Annotated in this window: 13 protein-coding genes; 8 read left to right on the top strand and 5 right to left on the bottom strand. The window is 72.8% G+C overall.

Annotated elements, in window-relative coordinates:
* Positions 1–11 precede the first annotated feature (11 nt).
* From ESG85_RS25995 to ESG85_RS25965, 7 genes are all read left to right on the top strand, one after another.
* Positions 12–1,034 carry a carbohydrate ABC transporter permease gene (locus ESG85_RS25995; protein ID WP_128983309.1) on the top strand — a complete coding sequence of 341 codons (1,023 nt, stop codon included), beginning with the start codon at positions 12–14 and terminating at the stop codon, positions 1,032–1,034.
* Positions 1,031–1,927, top strand: a complete 897-nt coding sequence (locus tag ESG85_RS25990; protein ID WP_128983307.1) for a sugar ABC transporter permease — start codon at positions 1,031–1,033, stop codon at positions 1,925–1,927. Before ESG85_RS25995 ends, ESG85_RS25990 begins: the two co-directional genes overlap by 4 nt.
* 53 nt (positions 1,928–1,980) lie before the next feature.
* Positions 1,981–3,648, top strand: coding sequence for a glycoside hydrolase family 13 protein (locus tag ESG85_RS25985; RefSeq protein ID WP_128983305.1), 1,668 nt, complete (start codon positions 1,981–1,983; stop codon positions 3,646–3,648).
* Positions 3,636–4,703, top strand: a complete 1,068-nt coding sequence (locus ESG85_RS25980; RefSeq protein ID WP_128983303.1) for a LacI family DNA-binding transcriptional regulator — start codon at positions 3,636–3,638, stop codon at positions 4,701–4,703. Before ESG85_RS25985 ends, ESG85_RS25980 begins: the two co-directional genes overlap by 13 nt.
* Positions 4,704–4,874: 171 nt before the next feature.
* On the top strand, positions 4,875–6,593 hold the full coding sequence (locus ESG85_RS25975) for a carbohydrate-binding module family 20 domain-containing protein (RefSeq protein WP_128983301.1): 1,719 nt from the start codon (positions 4,875–4,877) through the stop codon (positions 6,591–6,593).
* Positions 6,594–6,677: 84 nt separating this feature from the next.
* The gene (gene pulA / locus ESG85_RS25970) at positions 6,678–11,987 is read left to right on the top strand and encodes a pullulanase-type alpha-1,6-glucosidase (protein WP_246095284.1); all 5,310 of its coding nucleotides are present in this window, start codon (positions 6,678–6,680) and stop codon (positions 11,985–11,987) included.
* A gap of 163 nt (positions 11,988–12,150) precedes the next feature.
* The gene (locus tag ESG85_RS25965; RefSeq protein ID WP_128983299.1) at positions 12,151–12,489 is read left to right on the top strand and encodes a 5-carboxymethyl-2-hydroxymuconate Delta-isomerase; all 339 of its coding nucleotides are present in this window, start codon (positions 12,151–12,153) and stop codon (positions 12,487–12,489) included.
* A 115-nt stretch (positions 12,490–12,604) separates the two neighbouring features.
* On the opposite strand, the gene ESG85_RS25960 is transcribed toward ESG85_RS25965, so the two are convergent.
* Entirely contained in the window at positions 12,605–13,318 is a 714-nt protein-coding gene (locus ESG85_RS25960; RefSeq protein WP_128983297.1) for a TetR/AcrR family transcriptional regulator, read from the bottom strand.
* Between the two features lie 38 nt (positions 13,319–13,356).
* Here ESG85_RS25960 and ESG85_RS25955 point away from each other — a divergent pair, with 38 nt between their 5' ends.
* Complete coding sequence (locus ESG85_RS25955; protein WP_128983295.1) at positions 13,357–13,659, top strand: hypothetical protein; 303 nt, start codon at positions 13,357–13,359, stop codon at positions 13,657–13,659.
* Positions 13,660–13,686: 27 nt separating this feature from the next.
* On the opposite strand, the gene ESG85_RS25950 is transcribed toward ESG85_RS25955, so the two are convergent.
* From ESG85_RS25950 to ESG85_RS25935, 4 genes are all read right to left on the bottom strand, one after another.
* Positions 13,687–14,760, bottom strand: a complete 1,074-nt coding sequence (locus ESG85_RS25950) for a PDR/VanB family oxidoreductase (protein WP_128983293.1) — start codon at positions 14,758–14,760, stop codon at positions 13,687–13,689.
* The gene (locus ESG85_RS25945) at positions 14,760–15,647 is read right to left on the bottom strand and encodes a metal-dependent hydrolase (RefSeq protein WP_128983291.1); all 888 of its coding nucleotides are present in this window, start codon (positions 15,645–15,647) and stop codon (positions 14,760–14,762) included. Before ESG85_RS25945 ends, ESG85_RS25950 begins: the two co-directional genes overlap by 1 nt.
* 820 nt (positions 15,648–16,467) lie before the next feature.
* Positions 16,468–18,507: a hypothetical protein gene (locus ESG85_RS25940; protein ID WP_128983289.1), complete on the bottom strand. Its 2,040-nt coding sequence runs from the start codon at positions 18,505–18,507 to the stop codon at positions 16,468–16,470.
* A gap of 179 nt (positions 18,508–18,686) precedes the next feature.
* Positions 18,687–19,487, bottom strand: coding sequence for a tyrosine-protein phosphatase (locus tag ESG85_RS25935; RefSeq protein WP_128983287.1), 801 nt, complete (start codon positions 19,485–19,487; stop codon positions 18,687–18,689).
* Between the last annotated feature and the right edge of the window lie 98 nt (positions 19,488–19,585).

Genomic DNA, 19,585 nt, shown 5'->3' with positions numbered 1-19,585 from the left:
CAGACCGGCTGATGGCTGTGGACACCAGCAGCCAGTCGGTGGCGAAGGCCGCGGGCGACAGCGCCCGCGGCCGGAGCCGCGGAACTGGCAAGCGGAACGGTGGATCCCGGGGCGCCGTACGGCGATCCCTCTCCACCCACTGGTACGCCTGGGCGATGGTCGCCCCGGTGGTGCTCGTGATCGGCGTGATCATCGGATACCCGCTGGTCCGCGGCATCTGGCTGTCGCTCACCGACGCCAACGAACGCAATGTGGAGCGCTCCATCGGCGTCAACCACATCCCGGCGAGCTACGAGTTCGTCGGCGTCGACAACTACGTCGACGCGCTCACCGGAAGCCAGTTCGTGGGCACCCTCGGCTGGACCCTGGTGTGGACGGTGGCGTGCGTGTCGGTCACGTTCGCCCTCGGCCTCGTCCTCGCGAACATGCTCAACCGCAAGATGGCCGGCCGCGGCGTCTACCGCATGCTGCTCATCCTGCCCTGGGCCGTTCCCGGCTTCGTCTCCGTCTTCGCCTGGCGCTTCCTCTACGACGAGCGCCGCGGCATCCTCAACCAGCTGCTCGCGGGCGGCGGCATCGACGCCGTCCCGTGGCTCAACGACCCCACCTGGGCCAAGTTCTCGGTCATCGCCGTCAACGTCTGGCTCGGCGTGCCGTTCATGATGGTCGCCCTCCTCGGCGGCCTGCAGTCCATCCCCGGCGAGATGTACGAGGCCGCCGAGATGGACGGAGCCAACGCCTGGCAGCGCTTCCGGCACATCACCCTGCCCGGACTGCGGTCCGTCAGCACCACGGTGATCCTGCTGAGCACCATCTGGACCTTCAACATGTTCCCGGTGATCTTCCTGCTCACCCGGGGCGGTCCCGGCGAGGCCACCCAGATCCTGGTGACCCAGGCCTACAAGTTCTCCTTCGAGATCAGCCCGCGCGACTACGCCCAGTCCTCCACCTGGGGCGTGCTGATCCTCGTCCTCCTGATGGTCTTCGCCGCGGTCTACCGGCGGGTCCTCCGCAAGCAGGGAGAAGTCTGGTGACCACCGCAACCGCCACCGGCCCGGCCAAGCACCGGGCCCAGGCCCCGGCCAGGACCAACCCCCCGCGCCGCGGCCGCCGCTCGCCGCTGGCCTCCGTCGGGCTGCACGTCAGCCTGGTCGTCGCCGCCGTGATCGCCGTCTTCCCGGTGCTGTGGGTGCTGCTGACCTCGCTCAAGCCCGCGAAGTTCGCGACCACCACGGACTTCGTGAAGGAGCCGACGCTCGAGAACTACACGAACCTGCTGAACGACACCCCGTTCCTCACCTGGTTCGGCAACTCGCTGCTCGTCGCCGCCCTCACCACCCTGCTCGGCGTCTTCGTCTCCTCCACCACCGGCTACGCCGTCAGCCGCTTCCGGTTCCCCGGCAAGCGCGGACTGATGTGGACGCTGCTGATCACGCAGATGTTCCCGGTCGCCGTCCTCATCGTGCCGATCTACAACATCATGGCGTCGATGGGCCTGCTCAACACCTCGACCGGCCTGGTCGTCACCTACCTGACCATCGCCGTGCCGTTCTGCGCCTGGATGATGAAGGGCTTCTTCGACACCATCCCGAAGGAGATCGACGAGTCGGGCTACGTCGACGGCCTGACCCCGTTCGGCACCTTCTGGCGGCTCATCCTGCCGCTCGCCAAGCCGGGCATCGCGGTCACCGCCTTCTACTCCTTCATCACCGCCTGGGGCGAGGTCGCCTACGCCTCCGCCTTCATGGTCGGCGACGAGAACATGACCCTCGCCGGCGGACTGCAGAAGTTCGTCAACCAGTACGGCGCCCAGTGGGGCCCGATGACCGCGGCCTCCGTGCTCATCGCCATCCCCGCCGCCCTGGTGTTCCTCCTCGCCCAGCGCCACCTCGTCACCGGCATGTCCGCCGGTGCCGTCAAGGGCTGACGGCCCTGAGCACCGAACCCGTACGACGCCCCTCCTTACCTCCCAGGGAAGACATGACCCAGCACCTCGCCACCCCGGCCGACGCCCCGACCACCGGCACGCACACGGGCTGGTGGAGAGACGCGGTGATCTACCAGGTCTACCCGCGCAGCTTCGCCGACGGCGACGGTGACAGCATGGGCGACCTGCGGGGCATCCGCAGCCGGCTGCCCTACCTGAAGGAACTCGGCGTCGACGCCGTCTGGCTCTCGCCCTTCTACGCCTCCCCGCAGGCCGACGCCGGCTACGACGTCGCCGACTACCGGGCCATCGACCCCATGTTCGGCACCCTCCACGACGCCGACGCCGTGATCCGCGAGGCCCACGAACTGGGCCTCCGGATCATCGTCGACCTGGTCCCCAACCACTCCTCCGACCAGCACGAGTGGTTCCAGCGCGCCCTGCGCGAGGGCCCCGGCTCCCCGCTGCGCGAGCGCTACCACTTCCGCCCCGGCAAGGGCGCGAACGGCGAACTCCCGCCCAACGACTGGGAGTCCATCTTCGGCGGCCCCGCCTGGACCCGTACGGAGAACCCGGACGGCACGCCCGGCGAGTGGTACCTCCACCTCTTCGCGCCCGAGCAGCCCGACTTCAACTGGGAACACCCGGCCGTCCGCGACGAGTTCCGCTCCATCCTGCGCTTCTGGCTCGACATGGGCGTGGACGGCTTCCGCGTCGACGTCGCCCACGGCCTGGTCAAGGCCGCCGGCCTGCCCGACATTGGCAGCCACGACCAGCTGAAGCTGCTCGGCAACGACGTCATGCCCTTCTTCGACCAGGACGGCGTCCACGAGATCTACCGCTCCTGGCGCAACGTGCTGTCCGAGTACGACGGCGAGCGCGTCCTCGTCGCCGAGGCCTGGACGCCCACCGTCGAGCGCACCGCCAACTACGTGCGCCCCGACGAGATGCACCAGGCCTTCAACTTCCAGTACCTCGGCACCCACTGGGACGCGGCCGAGCTGCGCGGCGTCATCGACGCCTCGCTCGCCGCGATGCGCCCGGTCGGCGCCCCCACCACCTGGGTGCTGTCCAACCACGACGTCACCCGGCACGCCACCCGCTTCGCCAACCCGCCGGGCCTCGGCACCCAGCTGCGCACCCCCGGCGACCGCGAGCTCGGCCTGCGCCGCGCCCGCGCCGCGACCCTGCTGATGCTGGCGCTGCCCGGCTCCGCGTACGTCTACCAGGGCGAGGAGCTCGGCCTGCCCGACGTCACCGACCTGCCCGACGAGGTCCGCCAGGACCCGTCCTTCTTCCGGGCCACCGGCCAGGACGGCTTCCGCGACGGCTGCCGGGTGCCGATCCCGTGGACCGCCGAGGGCTCCTCGTACGGCTTCGGCACCGGCGGCTCCTGGCTGCCGCAGCCCGCGACCTGGGGCGCCCTGAGCGTCGAGGCGCAGACCGGCGACCCCACCTCCACCCTGGAGCTGTACCGCAGCGCGCTCGCCGTGCGCCGCGAGCGCCCCGAACTCGGCGCGGGCGAGTCCGTCGAGTGGCTGGACGCCCCCGAGGGCGTCCTCGCCTTCCGGCGCGACGGATTCGTCTGCGTCGCCAACACCACCGGCCGGGCCATCTCCGTCCCGCTGCCCGGCCGGCTGCTCCTCTCCAACGAGGAGGTCCGGATCGTCGACGACGAGGCCGAAGTGCCCGCCGACACCACCGCCTGGTGGGCGGTGTGACGATCCCCCCGCCGCGGGGCGCCGGAGCCGGTGCCCCGCGGCTCGCGGACATCGCGGCCCAGTCCGGGGTCAGCGAGGCGACCGTCAGCCGGGTCCTCAACGGCAAGGCGGGAGTGGCGGGCGCGACCCGTCACAAGGTGCTCGCCGCGCTCGACGTGCTGGGCTACGAGCGTCCCGTACGGCTCAAACGGCGCAGCGCCGGCCTCATCGGCCTGGTCGTGCCGGAGCTGACCAACCCCATCTTCCCGGCCTTCGCCCAGGTCATCGAACAGGTCCTGGCCGGGCACGGCTACACCCCGGTGCTCTGCACCCAGATGCCGGGCGGCGCCACCGAGGACGAGCTGGTCGACCAGCTCGTGGAGCGCGGGGTGTCCGGCATCGTGTTCCTGTCCGGGCTGCACGCCGACGCCAGCGCCGACCCGGTCCGCTACACCCGGCTCGCCGCGCGCGGGGTGCCGTTCGTCCTCATCAACGGCTTCAACGAGCACATCGACGCCAACTTCGTCTCGCCCGACGACCGGGCAGCGGCCCGCATGGCCGTGCGCCACCTGGTCGAACTCGGCCACGAGCGGATCGGTCTCGCCATCGGGCCGACCCGGTACGTGCCCTCGCGCCGCAAGGCGGAGGGCTTCGCCGCCGAGCTCCGCGACCAGCTGGGCGTCGAGCGGGAAGAGGCCGAACGGTTCATCAGGCCCACGCTCTTCGGCGTCGAAGGCGGTCACGCCGCCGCCGACATCCTGCTCGCCGAGGGCTGCACCGCGCTCGTGTGCGGCTCCGACCTGATGGCGCTGGGCGTGATCCGGGCCGCGCGCGCCCGGGGCCTCGACGTGCCCCGTGACGTGTCGGTGGTCGGCTTCGACGACTCCCCGCTGATCGCGTTCACCGATCCGCCGCTGACCACGGTGCGCCAGCCGGTGCAGGCCATGGCGACGGCCGCGGTCGGCGCGCTCCTCGAGGAGATCGAGGGAAACCCGGTGCAGCGCACGGAGTTCGTGTTCCAGCCCGAGCTGGTCGTGCGCGGCTCCACGTCCCAGGCGCCGCACAGCGTTTCGTAACTCCTTGCGCAAGACCTTGCGTTGCCTCGGTTCGAACCCTTGACCCCATGCCTGTGCACCCCTAGCGTCGCGGCTGAAATCAGTTGCTGCGAGTTTCGGCAACTTCTTGCGTACCGGCTCTCGTGAGCCCGAGAGCCGCTCTTGCGACAGGGACGTCGTACAGGAGGAAACATGGCAAGAAAGACCGTGGCCGCTGCCCTCGCCCTCGTGGCAGGAGCCGCCGTGGCCGTCACGGGAACCACCCCCACCGCGCAGGCCTCGACCCCCGGCGAGAAGGACGTCACCGCGGTGATGTTCGAGTGGAACTTCGCCTCGGTGGCCAAGGCCTGCACCGACCAGCTCGGCCCGGCCGGTTACGGCTACGTGCAGGTCTCCCCGCCCCAGGAACGCATCCAGGGCAGCCAGTGGTGGACCGCCTACCAGCCGGTCAGCTACAAGATCGCGGGCCCGCTGGGCGACCGCGCCGCCTTCAAGAGCATGATCGACACCTGCCACGCGGCAGGGGTGAAGGTCGTCGCCGACTCCGTCGTCAACCACATGGCGGGCCCGGCGGACGCGGGCGCCACCTACACCGGCACCGGTGGCTCCACCTACAGCAAGTACCACTACCCCGGCATCTACTCCGGCGCCGACCTCGACGACTGCCGCGCCCACGTCTCCGACTACCAGGACAAGGCGAACGTCCAGAACTGCGAACTCGTCGGCCTCGCCGACCTCGACACCGGCGAGGACTGGGTCCGCGGCCGGATAGCCGCCTACATGAACGACCTGCTCTCGCTCGGCGTCGACGGCTTCCGGGTGGACGCGGCCAAGCACATGCCGGCCGCCGACCTCGCCGACATCAAGTCCCGGCTGACGAATCCTTCCGTCTACTGGAAGCAGGAGGCCATCCACGGCGCCGGCGAGGCCGTCTCCCCGAGCGAGTACCTCGGCAACGGCGACGTCCAGGAGTTCCGCTACGCCCGCGACCTCAAGCGGGTCCTGCAGAACGAGAAGCTCGCCTACCTCAAGAACTTCGGCGAGGCCTGGGGCTACATGCCCTCCGGCCGGTCCGGCGTCTTCGTCGACAACCACGACACCGAGCGCGGCGGCGACACCCTGAACTACAAGGACGGCGCGAACTACACCCTCGCCTCCGTCTTCATGCTCGCCTGGCCCTACGGCTCCCCGGACGTCCACTCCGGCTACGAGTGGAGCGACAAGAACGCCGGCGCGCCCAACAACCACCAGGTGAACGCCTGTTACAGCAACGGCTGGAAGTGCCAGCACGCCTGGCGCGAGATCTCCTCCATGGTGGCCTTCCGCAACACCGCCCGCGGCCAGGCCGTCACCGACTGGTGGGACAACGGCAACAACGCCATCGCGTTCGGCCGCGGAAGCAAGGCCTACGTGGTCGTCAACCACGAGACCTCGGCCCTCGGCCGCACCTTCCAGACCTCCCTGCCCGCCGGCACCTACTGCGACGTGCAGAGCGGCAACCCCGTGACCGTGAACTCCGCCGGCCAGTTCACCGCCACCCTCGGCGGCAACACCGCCCTCGCCCTCCACGTCAACGCCACGAGCTGCGGCACCGGCGGCGGCACCACCCCGCCCGCCACCACCGGCGCCTCCTTCGACGTCAACGCGACCACCGTCACCGGCCAGAACATCTACGTCACCGGCAACCGCGCCGAACTCGGCACCTGGTCCCCGGCCGCCGCCCTCAAGCTCGACCCGGCCACGTACCCGGTGTGGAAGCTGGCGGTGAACCTGCCCGCCGGCACGGCCTTCGAGTACAAGTACCTCCGCAAGGACGCCGCCGGAAACGTCACCTGGGAGTCCGGAGCCAACCGCACCGCGACCGTCCCCGCCTCCGGCCGGATCACCCTGAACGACACCTTCCGCAACTGACGCACCCGCGCTCCAGGGCCGCCCCGTCCGGGGCGGCCCCCCTTCCCGTACCTCCCCCTTCCCGTACCTCCAGGGAGCACCCCCGTGACACGCAAGAGAACGGCGGCCGCGCTGGCCGCCGCCCTGTGCGCCGCACTCGTGCCCGCCGTCCCCGCGACGGCGGCGCCCCGGCCCCCCGCGCCGCCCTCCGACCGGGCGCTCGCCGCGCAGCCCGCCCGCCACGACCTCACGCGCGAGCAGTTCTACTTCGTCCTGCCCGACCGCTTCGCGAACGGCGACCCGTCCAACGACCGCGGCGGCCTCACCGGCAGCCGCACCGCCACCGGCTTCGACCCCACCGACAAGGGCTTCTACCAGGGCGGCGACCTCAAGGGCCTCACCCAGCGGCTCGACTACATCAAGGGCCTCGGCACCACCGCCATCTGGATGGCCCCGATCTTCAAGAACCGCCCGGTGCAGGGCGAGGGCAAGGACGCCAGCGCCGGATACCACGGCTACTGGATCACCGACTTCACCCAGGTCGACCCGCACTTCGGCACCAACGACGACCTGAAGAGGCTGATCGCCGCCGCCCACGCCAGGGGCATGAAGGTCTTCTTCGACGTCATCACCAACCACACCGCCGACACCGTCGACTACGCCGAGAAGACCTACGGCTACCGCCCCAAGGGCGCCCACCCGTACCTCGACGCCACCGGCCGTCCCTTCGACGACCGCGCCGCCGGGAAGACGTTCCCGAGGACCGACGCCGACTCGTTCCCCTACACGCCCGTACAGAAGCCCGGCGACAAGGCCGCCAAGGTCCCCGCCTGGCTCAACGACCCGACGATGTACCACAACCGGGGCGACTCCACCTGGGCCGGCGAGTCCGCCGAGTACGGCGACTTCGTCGGTCTCGACGACCTGTGGACCGAGCGCCCCGAGGTCGTCGAGGGCATGAAGAAGATCTACGAGAAGTGGGTCCACGACTTCCGCATCGACGGCTTCCGCATCGACACCGTCAAGCACGTCGACCTCGACTTCTGGACCCAGTGGGCCACCGCCCTCGACGCGTACGCCAAGAAGCAGGGCCGGGACGACTTCTTCATGTTCGGCGAGGTCTACTCCGCCGACACCGCCGTCACCAGCCCCTACGTCACCCGCGGCCGGCTCGACGCCACCCTCGACTTCCCCCTCCAGGACGCCGCCCGCGCCTTCGCCTCCCAGGGCGCCGGCGCCGACCGGCTCGCCAGGGTCTTCGCCGAGGACTACCGCTACACCACCGACAAGGCCAACGCCTACGAGCAGGTCAGCTTCCTCGGCAACCACGACATGGGCCGCATCGGCACCTTCCTCAAGCAGGACAACCCCGGCGCCCCGGACGCCGAACTGCTCCGGCGCGCCCGCCTCGCCAACGAGCTGATGTTCCTGTCGCGCGGCAACCCCGTCGTCTACTACGGCGACGAGCAGGGCTACACCGGCGCCGGCGGCGACAAGGACGCCCGCCAGACCCTGTTCGCCTCCCGCACCGCCGACTACCTCGACGACGACCAGCTCGGCACCGACCGCACCCACGCCTCCGACGCGTACGACACCACGCACCCGGTCTACCGCTCCATCGCCGGCCTGTCCCGGCTCACCAAGGCCCACCCGGCGCTCCGCGACGGCGTCCAGCAGGAGCGGTACGCCGAGGGCTCCGTCTACGCCTTCTCCCGTACGGACGCCCGGCAGCGCACCGAATACCTGGTCGCCGCCAACAGCGCCACCACCGACCGGACCGTCACCGTCCCCGTCGACTCCGCCGCCTTCCACGTCCTGTACGGGGGTCAGGGCGCCGTCGCGGCCCGGGACGGCAAGGTCACCGTCACCGTCCCGGCCCTGTCCTCGCTGGTCCTGAAGGCCGACGCGCCGCTCCCGGCCCCCGCGGTGAAGCCGACCGTGAGCCTGACGGCCCCGGCCGCCGGGGCCACCGGCACCGTCGAGCTCTCCGCCGACGTCACCGGCGGCGGCCTCAACCGCGTCGTCTTCGCGGCCCAGGTCGGCAACGGCCCCTGGAAGACCCTCGGCACCGCCGACCACGCCCCCTACAAGGTCACCCAGCACGTCACCGCGCCCGCCGGCACCGCCCTGCGCTACAAGGCCGTCGCCGTCGACTCCGCGGGACGCACCGCGAGCGCCCTCGCCACCAGCACCGCCGGGCAGGTCCCGCCGCCCGAGAAGCCCGTCGCCGTCGAACGCCCCTACGCGATCGTCCACTACAAGCGTCCCGGCGGCGACTACGACGGCTGGAAGCTCAAGGCCGCCGGCCAGGAGGCCGTCTTCAACGGCCGCGACGCGTTCGGCGCGTTCGCCTGGGTGAAGGTCCCCGACGGCGCCTCCACCGTCGCGTACACCGTCGAGAAGGACGGCACCGCCGACGGCCCCCAGCGCGGCATCAGCCTCGGCCGCACCGGCGAGGTCTGGATCACGCAGGGCCAGGCCGGCCAGGCCGACACCGACCCGGCCCCCGCCCCGCAGGACAAGACCACGGCGATCCTCCACTACCAGCGCGCCGACGGGAACTACGACGGCTGGGGCCTCCACCTGTGGACCGGCGCCGACCGGCCCACCGACTGGTCCAAGCCGCTGATGCCGTCCCGCTTCGACGCGTACGGCGCCGTCTACGAGGTGCCGCTCGCCGCCGGCGCGACCTCCCTGTCGTACATCGTCCACAAGGGCGACCAGAAGGACCTGCCCACCGACCAGTCCCTCGACCTCGCCACCTACGGCAACGAGGTGTGGATGCTCGGCGGGCAGCAGAAGTACCTGCTCCCGACGACCGGCGGCGCCCCGAACCTCGACCTCGGCAAGGCCGAGGCCCAGTGGATCGACCGGAACACCGTCGTGTGGAAGGTGAAGACCACCGACGCCACCAGCCAGCAGCTGGTCTACGCGGAGAACGGCGGCATCACCGTCACCGACGGCGCGCTCAGCGACGAGGGCCGCTGGCTCCGCCTCACCGCCGCCCGGCTCACCGACGCCCAGAAGGCGAGGTTCCCGCACCTGCGCGACTACCCCGCCTTCACCGTCGACCCCCGCGACGCCGACCGCGTCCGCGGCGCGCTGCGCGGCCAGCTGATCGCCACCCAGCGCGCTGCCAACGGCGCCCTGCTCGCCGCCACCGGCGTCCAGACCGCCGGCGTCCTCGACGACCTGTACGCGGCGAAGGCCACCGGCGCGAACCTCGGACCCGTGTTCCGCGGCGGCCGGCCCACCCTGTCCGTCTGGGCCCCCACCGCCCAGTCCGTCGCCCTCGAACTCGACGGCAGGACCGTGCCCATGCGCCGCGACGAGATCAGCGGCGTGTGGTCCGTCAGCGGCCCGAAGAGCTGGCAGGGCAAGCCGTACCGGTACGTGGTGAAGGTCTGGGCACCCAGCGTCCGGAAGCTCGTCGAGAACCGCGTCACCGACCCCTACTCCACCGCCCTCACCACCGACTCCGCCCGCAGTCTCGTCGTCGACCTCGCCGACCCGGCGCTCGCGCCCGCCGGCTGGAAGACCCTGAGGAAACCGGCCGCCGTGCCGCTGCGCGACGCGCAGATCCAGGAACTGCACATCCGCGACTTCTCCGTCGCGGACCCGACGGCGAAGGCCGCCCACCGCGGCACCTACCTCGCCTTCACCGACAAGGACAGCAAGGGCTCACGGCACCTCAAGGCCCTCGCCGCCTCCGGAACCGGCTACGTCCACCTGCTCCCGGCCTTCGACATCGGCACCATCCCCGAGAAGAAGTCCGCGCAGACCACGCCCTCCTGCGACCTCGAGGTCCACGCCCCCGACTCCGAGGAGCAGCAGGCCTGCGTGGCCGCCGCCGCGGCCAGGGACGCCTTCAACTGGGGCTACGACCCGCTGCACTACACCGTGCCGGAGGGCTCGTACGCCACCGACCCCGAAGGCACCCGCCGCACCGTCGAGTTCCGCAGGATGGTCCAGGCCCTCAACGGCGACGGCCTGCGCACCGTCATGGACGTCGTCTACAACCACACCGTCGCCGCCGGACAGTCCGACAAGTCCGTCCTCGACAGGATCGTGCCCGGCTACTACCAGCGCCTCCAGGCCGACGGCTCCGTCGCCACCTCCACCTGCTGCGCCAACACCGCGCCCGAGAACGCGATGATGGGCAAGCTCGTCGTCGACTCGGTCGTCACCTGGGCGAAGCAGTACAAGGTCGACGGCTTCCGCTTCGACCTCATGGGCCACCACCCGAAGGAGAACATCCTCGCCGTCCGCGAGGCCCTCGACGCCCTGACCGTCGAGAAGGACGGCGTCGACGGCAAGGCGATCGTCCTCTACGGCGAGGGCTGGAACTTCGGCGAGGTCGCCGACGACGCCCGCTTCGTCCAGGCCACCCAGAAGAACATGGCCGGCACCGGCATCGCCACCTTCTCCGACCGGGCCCGCGACGCCGTCCGCGGCGGCGGCCCCTTCGACGAGGACCCCGGCGTCCAGGGCTTCGCGTCCGGCCTGTTCACCGACCCCAACACGTCGAAGGCCAACGGCACCCCGGAACAGCAGAAGGCCCGCCTCCTGCACTACCAGGACCTCATCAAGGTCGGCCTCACCGGCAACCTGGCCTCGTACACCTTCACCGACACCGCAGGCCGTACGGTCAAGGGCTCCGAGGTCGACTACAACGGCTCCCCGGCCGGCTACGCCGCCGCACCCGGTGACGCCCTCGCCTACGCCGACGCCCACGACAACGAGAGCCTCTACGACGCCCTCGCCTTCAAGCTGCCGGCCGGCACCCCGGCCGCCGACCGGGCCCGCATGCAGGTCCTCGCCATGGCGACGGCCACCCTCTCCCAGGGCCCGGCGCTCTCCCAGGCCGGCAGCGACCTGCTCCGCTCCAAGTCCCTCGACCGCAACTCGTACGACAGCGGCGACTGGTTCAACGCCATCCACTGGGACTGCCGCGACGGCAACGGCTTCGGCCGCGGCCTCCCGCCGGCCGCCGACAACCAGGCCAAGTGGGGCTACGCCAGGCCGCTCCTGAGCAACCCGGCCCTCACGCCCGGCTGCGCCGAGATCGACGGCGCCTCGGCCGCCTACCGCGACCTGCAGAAGATCCGCACCACCGAGCCGGTCTTCTCGCTCGGCACGACCGCCCGCGTCCAGGACGCCCTGTCCTTCCCGCTGTCCGGCCGCGACGAGACCCCGGGCGTGATCACCATGCGCCTCGGCGACCTGGTCGTCGTCTTCAACGCGACCCCGCAGCAGCAGAAGCAGACCGTCGGCACCCTCGCCGGGAAGGGCTACCGCCTCCACCCGGTCCAGGCACACGGCTCCGACGCGACGGTGAGGACCGCCGCCTACGAGCCCGGCACGGGCGCCTTCACGGTCCCGGCCCGCACGGTGGCGGTCTTCACGGCACGCTGACCGTTCGCGGCGGGCAACGGAGGCCGTGCCCCGGTGACCACCGGGGCACGGCCTTCTCCATGACGGCGAGGTCACGGCCGTCCGCCTGCCGGAAGGTCACTTGTGCCGCCGGGGCGATCCCGGTCAAGGTGGGCCGGAGAACCGGACCACCAGGAGTGACCCCATGCCCGAGATCACCGTCGACTACTCCGCGCCCCTCGACCGGCGCGGCTTCGCCCGCGCGCTGCACCGGACGGTCGTGGACACGGTCGACGCACGGCTCGAAGCCTGCAAGACCCGCTTCCGCGAGGTCGAGGAGCTCGTCGTCGGCGACGGTGCCACGGGCGAGGCCGAGGCCGTCGTCCACGTCGAGATCGGACTGCTGGCCGGCCGCACGGAGGAGGCCAAGGCCCGTCTGAGCCGCGCGGTCCTCGACCTGGTGCCGGCCCACCTCAAGGACACGGAGGGCGTCCGCGTCTCCGCCGAGGTACGGGACCTGGACCCGTCGTACGCGAAGAGCTGACGGCCCCGGGCGCGGGGCCCGGAGCGCCGGACGCCGGCGTGGCGCGCCGGAGCGGGATCGCGGCGCCGGGGCAGGTGCCGGTCCCACGCCGGGCGCCGGGCCGGTGCCGTCCGTCCTACGCCGGGCGCTGGGCCGGCACCTGGGGGACCAGGGCGGCGAGGCGGGCCACCAGGTCGCCGAACGGGCCGTCGGCCGGCTCGCCCGCCAGGATGCGGATCACCAGCTCCGCCATCTCCTCGTCGTACGCCGCGCTCACCGTCAGCAGCGCCGAGAAGTCGTGCACCAGCTGGAGTTCCAGCTCCGCGCGCGGCACCCGGCGCCCGTCCAGCCACAGCAGCGCCGTCGACTCGGCGAGCGACACCCAGGAACGGACGACCAGTTCGAGCCGCGCCGAGGGCTCCGCGACCTCCAGATGGGCCAGGATCTGCTCGTACGCTGCCTGGCGCACCTCGTCGATCATCGCGTTCGTCGTCGACGAGCCGACCGCCGGACCGCCGCGCATCAGCGCCGCGAAACCCGGGCCGTGGTCGTCGACGAAGTCGAAGAACCGGCCCATCACCCGCAACAGCCGCGCGCCGAGCGAGCCGTGCGGCGGCTCCACGAAGCGCGCGGCGAGCTCGTCGGCCGCGCGGCGCAGCGCCGCCTCGTAGAGCGACTGCTTGCCGGGGAAGTAGTGGTAGACCAGCGGCCGCGAGATGCCCGCGGCCGCGGCGATCTCGTCGATGGAGACCTCGTCGGGAGAACGGTGGCTGAACAGCTCGAGGGCCACCCCGATCAGCTGCTGCTTGCGCTCCTCGACGCCCATCCTTCGGCGTACCCCGGTCGTCATGCGAACAGCCTAACGGGAGTCCGTTACGCTCCCGCCACATGAGTGCTTCTGAGCAGGACATCGCGGAGACCGAGGCGGAGCGGACGGGCCTCACGCCCAGGCAGGCGCGGCTGCTGCGGATCGTCGCCGGATCGGTGCTGCTCGTCGTGACGGCCGCGGTGCTCGTGGTACGGCTGGCGAGCCACACGTCCGTCCTGGTCGTCGGCGTGTACGGACTCGCCATGATCCTCTGCGGCGTCGTGATCGAACTCTCCCGCAACGGCCGTACCCGGCTGGCCACCTGGCTTCTGGCGGGCGGTCTGCTGACGGCGTTCGCGCTGGACTGGCTGATCCTGCCGTAGGCGCCGCGGGACCCGCGCCCGTCCGGGTCACAGGTCGAGGACGAGCCGTTCGCCGGCGCAGCGCGAGACGCAGATCAGCATCGAGTCGGTCCGCTCGGCGTCGGTGAGCAGCTCGTCGCGGTGGTCGACCTCGCCGTCCAGGACCCGCTGTCGGCAGGTGCCGCAGAACCCCTGCCGGCAGGAGTAGAGGACGCCCGGCACCGCCTCCCGCACGACGGACAGCACGGAGCGGTCGGCCGGCACCGCCAACGTGCGCCCGGTGCGCCGCAGTTCGACCTCGAAGGCGGTACCGGGCGCGGTCAGCGCCGCGGAGAAGCGCTCGAAGCGCGCGACCCGGCCCTCCGGCATCGCGGCGCCCACGGCGTCCATCAGCCCTTCGGGCCCGCAGCAGTGGACCTCGGTCGCCTCGGGAAGCCCGGCGAGGAAGGAGAGGTCGGGCCGCCCGTCCTCGTCCTCGGCGACGACCGTGACCCGCTCCGCCGTCTCCCCGACCTCGTCGAGGAAGGGCATGCTGGCGCGGCTGCGGCCGCAGTACAGCAGCCGCCAGTCGGCGCCGGCCGCCTCGGCCGCGCGCACCATCGGCAGGATCGGCGTGATGCCGATGCCGCCGGCGACGAAGACGTACGAGGGCGCGGGCGCGAGCGGGAAGCGGTTGCGCGGCCCGCGGATCTCCAGCTCGGTGCCGACGTGCACCTGTTCGTGCACCTCGCGCGAGCCGCCGCGGCCGCCCTGGCCGGCTCCGACGAGACGGGTCGCGATGGTGTAGGCGTCGCGCTCGGCGGGGTCGCCGCAGAGCGAGTACTGCCGGACGGTCCCCGAGGGCAGCACGAGGTCGATGTGCGCGCCCGGCTGCCAGTCGGGCAGTCCGGTGCCTTCGAGCCGGAGCCGGACCACGCCGTCGGCGGGTTCGGAGCGCGCAGTGACGAGCACGCGCCGGGTGACGGTGGAGCTCCGTCCGCGGCCCGAGACGGGCTCGTCGAGCGCGGGCATCGGCCACAGCGGGGAGGCGTCGATCCGCCGCCGCATCGCCCGCTTGGCGAGCAGTACGGCTCCGGCGACGAGGACCGCGGTGCGCAGGCGCTGGACACGCGCGCGGGCCATCAGATCCGCCCTCCGTTGGCACCGGGGGAGCTCGCGAGGTAGGCGGCGGCCTGGGCGGTGCAGCCCTCCTGGCTCGGGTGGTAACTCCGGCTCAGATAGCGGGGGATGGAGCGCAGCATGTCGGGCGTGGACGGGAGCACGCCCTCGCGGCCCTTGCGCACGAACTGGGCGACGCTGGGACGGGCGTCGAGGACGGTCGGGTCGTTCTCCATGAAGAAGCGGACACCGCGCTGCCAGAGGAACACGAGGGCCGAGAACGCCGCCGCCCAGGTCCTGGCCCGCCGCCGGTAGCCGCCGTCCAGGTGCAGGAACAGTTCGAAGGCGACGGAGCGGTGCTCGACCTCCTCGGCGCCGTGCCAGCGCAGCAGGTCCAGCATCACCGGGTCGGCCCCGACGCGGTCCAGCTCCTCGGCGTTGAGCACCCAGTTGCCGAGGAAGGCGGTGTAGTGCTCGATGGCGGCGATGAGCGCGACCCGCTCCATCAGCCACCAGCGGCGCGGCCGCCCGGGCGGCAGGGTCCGGTCGCCGAGCAGCTTCTCGAAGAACCAGTCGACCTGCGCGGTGTACGGGGTCGGGTCGAGCCCGAGCTTCCTGAGGTGCGGGAGCACGTCGTCGTGCGCCTGCGAGTGCACGGCCTCCTGCCCGATGAACCCGATGACGTCCGCACGCAGCCGCTCGTCCGTGATGTACGGCAGGACCTGCTTGTAGACGTGCACGAACCAGCGTTCGCCGGCCGGGAGGAGCAGGTGCAGCACATTGATGGTGTGGGTGGTGAACGGGTCACCGGGCACCCAGTGGAGCGGGGTCCGCTCCCAGTCGAAGGACACCTTGCGGGCCTTGAGCTCGATGTGCTCGGACGCCACCGGCACGGGCTGCGTATTAGACATGCCGTCAATGTACTGACCGGTAAACCCCACGACCAGACTCCGCACACACCCTTTTCCCCGAACCCGCCGGCGTTGTTGCGGTTGCGGCTGCCGCTGCGGCTGCCGCTGCCGCTGCCGCTGCCGTTGCCGGGCGCCCGGCTGTCCGGCTGTCCGGCCGACGGTGGCGGCCGCCGCGCCTCAACTCCCGCGCCCGCCCGGCCATCGCCACGCCTCCGCTGCCGCGCCTCGCGCCCGCCCACCGCTCCTGTCTGTCCGTCCGGCCGTCGCTGCCCCCGCTCCCGCGCTCGCCTGCCCACCCGCCTGCCCACCCGCCTGCCCGCCCGCCCATCCGGCCGCCGCCCATCCGGCCGCCGCCCATCCGGCCGCCGCGCTTCCGCTCCCGCGCTTCCGCTCCCGTGCTTCCGCTCCCGTGCTTCCGCTCCCGTGCTTCCGCTCCCGTGCTTCCGCTCCCGTGCTTCCGCTCCCGTGCGCCCGGCTGTCGCCGCCTCCGCTCCCGCCCGGCCGCCGCGCCTCCGCTGCCGCGCCCGCGCCCTGACGGGGCCGTGCCGTGGTCGTGCCTCCGTGTGGGCATTCGTCCCGCTGGGGCGGGACGGGTGGGCACACGGGACGGCGCCCTTGCGGGCGCGTTCCGCCCCTGCACCCGCCCGCCACCCCTACGGACGGCGCCCCGGCCAGCGCCAGCGCCCGCGCCCGCGCCCGCCAAAGCAGCACCGGCACCCGCCTAAGGCGCCACCCGCACCGCCAGAAAAGGCAGCACCGGCACCCGCCAAAGGCGCCACCCGCACAGCCAAAGGCGCCACCCGCACAAGCTCGGCGGCGCTCACCGCAGCGCCCGCACCCGCCGCCCGTCCCCCAACGTCCCCGTCAGATCCGCCCGGCTCCCCGCCGCCGCCCGCACCGCCAGCAGCCTCCCCCCGGACCGCCCCGTCACCCCACCCGACACCGTCAGCGACGTGAACTCCGGTGACCCGGCGGCCAGTACGTACCACTGCCCGCTCCCCGCCTGCCACACCACCCCCGCCAGGATCCTCGGTTCGCGCGGCCCGCAGGCCAGGGACCCGTCCGACCGCGCGGCGACGGCCGCCACGCCACCCCCCGGAGACGCGGCCCCGGCCGCCCCCGCCGCCCCCGCGGCCCGAAACAGCGCCAGCACCCGGCTCCCCGTCCCCCGCCACGTCTCCGCCCGCACGCACGACCACTCCGCGCGCCCCGCCCCCGCCGCGGCCCCCGTACCGGCCGCCGTCCCCGTCCCCTCCGGCAGCGGCTGCCTCGCGTACGCCCAGGAGTTCACCGACCGCACCCCGTGCGAGCGCATCGCCGACAGCGAGCACGCCACCCGCGCCCAGTCCTCCAGCGCCCCCGCGCCCGTCACGTCCGCCGGCCGCCCCGGCGGGCCCGACGTCAGCCGGGCCGGGGCCAGTTCGCCCAGGTCGCCGAGGACCCGGACGCCCGTCTCGTCCCGCACCTGCAGCGCGCTCCAGCGCGTGCACCCCGGCGCCGTCGCGGGGCTGGGGACCGGCTCGGTCACCCCGTACCCGTCCCGCGTCAGGACCCGCGCCGCCTTCTGCGGCAGCAGCAGGTCCCGCACGGCGGCCTCCCGTACCCAAGGCGCCGTCAGGTACCGCACGTTGCCCCCGGCGCGGGACACCACGAGCGCCGCCGAACCCACCGCGTCCGCCCCGTCCGTACGGGCGAAGTCGAGCGCCGCACCGCCGCCACCGCCTGCCCCACCCGCACCACCCCGGCCGCCGGCCGGCTCCGCGTACCGCACCACCCGCAGCCCGTCGAAGAACAGCACCACGCGCGCCGCGTCGACCTCGCTCGCGAACAGCAGCTGCGGCGGACCCATCGGCGGCCCCGGCGGCGTCCCGGGCGTCGCCGACGTCCGCACCGACGGGCCCGGCCGCGCCCACACCGCGAGCGCCCGGCGCAGCAGCGCCGCGTCTCCGGTGAGCCCGCCCCTGGCCGGCCACACGGAGAAGTCCGTCCGCGCCGAGCCCCGCCAGTCGGCCGCGCCGATCCGCTTCAGGGCCGCCGGGTCGAGCGCCGCCTCGGCCGCGGGATTGCGGGCGTACGAGGGCGCCGCAGCACCGTTTCTGCCCCATCCGTCGCCCGGCAGCCCGAGCAGTGCCCCGCACACCACGACCGCCGCCGCTGCCGCGAGCGCCGCCTTGCCGTGCTGGCGCCGCCGCATCAGGTCCGTCGGCCGGGCCTGCAAGGAGCACGGGTCGAACTCCGCCGACTCCAGGAGCGCGGCCCCGCTCGACCCGCCGGGGCCCTCGACCGCGTCCGCCTCCGCGAGCGCCGCCTCCGGGTCCTCGGCCCCGGCCGCCGCGAGCACCCGCAGCACCTCGGGATCGCCCTGCCGCTCCAGGCCGCGCAGCACGTACGCCGCGCGCGCCGGCCCGGAGAGCGCGGAGAGCCGCTGGTCCAGGGCGAGTTCGTCGGCGCCGCCCGCCCGCGGGAACAGCCGGAGCCCCCACACCTGCGGCAGCAGGGGCGGGAACTGCGCCCGCCGGGGCAGCGCGAGACGGCGCAGCGGGAGCCCGGCGACCAGCGCCTGCCGCAGCACCTCGCCCCGTACGTAGGCGTAGCCCGGATCGACCGCGTCCTCGTCCGCCCGCCGGGCCCCCGGCACCGCCGCGGCGGCGGCGCCGGACGTGCGGCGCCGCGGCAGCGAACGCTGCACCAGCGCGTGCGCGGTCAGCACCCGGCGGTTGCGCCCGAGCGACGGCGGAAGCACCAGATAGGCGATCCGGACCAGCCGCGGATAGTGCTCGACGAGCGCGGCCTCGGCCTGCTCGACGTCGACCGGACCGGGGGAGGCGGGGGAGGAGGAGGCGAGTTCCTGGGTGCTCACGTTCAGCAGAACGAGCGATTCTTGCGATGGTCACCCCGGAGGGTGTCACTCGAACGGGTCAGCCGGTGCGGCCCGGAAACGTCGGCCGGAACAGCCCCTACGGCTGGAACAGCCCCTACCTCCGCACGGCCCGAACAGCCCGCACGGCCCGTATGTCCGCACGGTCGGTACGGCTCGGTTCAGGCCGCGTGGACCGTGAGCCGTTCGCGGATCACCTCGGTGACCTCGTCGGGGACGCCGAGCCCCTCCCGTACGTACTTCTCCATCGACCCGTGCCGCACCGCGACCTCGTCCAGGGCCGCCTCCAGGTACTCCGGTACGACCCCGATGAGCGCGAGCGCCAGCTCGGGGTCGCCGCCCTGGGCCGTGAACCCCTCGATCATCGGCGCGAAGGCCTGCCGCACGCCCGGGTTGACCGAGAGGTACTCCGCCATCACGGTCTTCTCGTCCGCGCCGAGCAGCGAGAGCACGACGGTCGCCGCCCAGCCGGTGCGGTCCTTCCCCGCGGTGCAGTGGAAGAGCAGCGGCCCGGCGAACGGATCGCCCAGCTCGGCGAGGAAGGCACGGTAGGAGGCGCGGGCGGACTCGGTGTTCACGAAGGCGCGGTACGTGCGGGTGAACGCCGCCTGCGCCCGCCCGCCGCCCAGGTGCTCCTCGGCGAGCGCCGGGTCGGCCAGCAGCGTCTTGAGCCGGGCGGCGGGCGGCAGCCCGCTGGTCGCCAGGAAGTCGGCCAGCACGTCGGCGATCACCAGCCGTCCGCCGGCCGGCATGCGGTCGGGCCGTTCGGCCCGCTCGGCGTCGGTCCGGAAGTCGACGACCGTCCGGATCCCGAGCCCGGCCACCACGGAATCCTCCGGGTCCAGCCGGTCCAGCTGCCCGGCCCGGAACACCAGCCCCTCACGGACACTGCGCCCCGCGCCGAGCGGCAGCGTGCCGAGATCGCGGAGGTTGGCGACGGTGACGGCGGGAATGGCGGGCATGCGTCGACTCCTCCGAGGCGCGACAGGTACTGCATGAACCGGGTGTATCGGTACAAACCGAACTATTCGCACTCTTCCTGTGAACCGTAGCCGATGCG

The organism is Streptomyces roseicoloratus (assembly GCF_004117935.1).
GTDB lineage: Bacteria > Actinomycetota > Actinomycetes > Streptomycetales > Streptomycetaceae > Streptomyces > Streptomyces roseicoloratus.
This window is presented reverse-complemented; position numbering and strand designations above follow the sequence as displayed.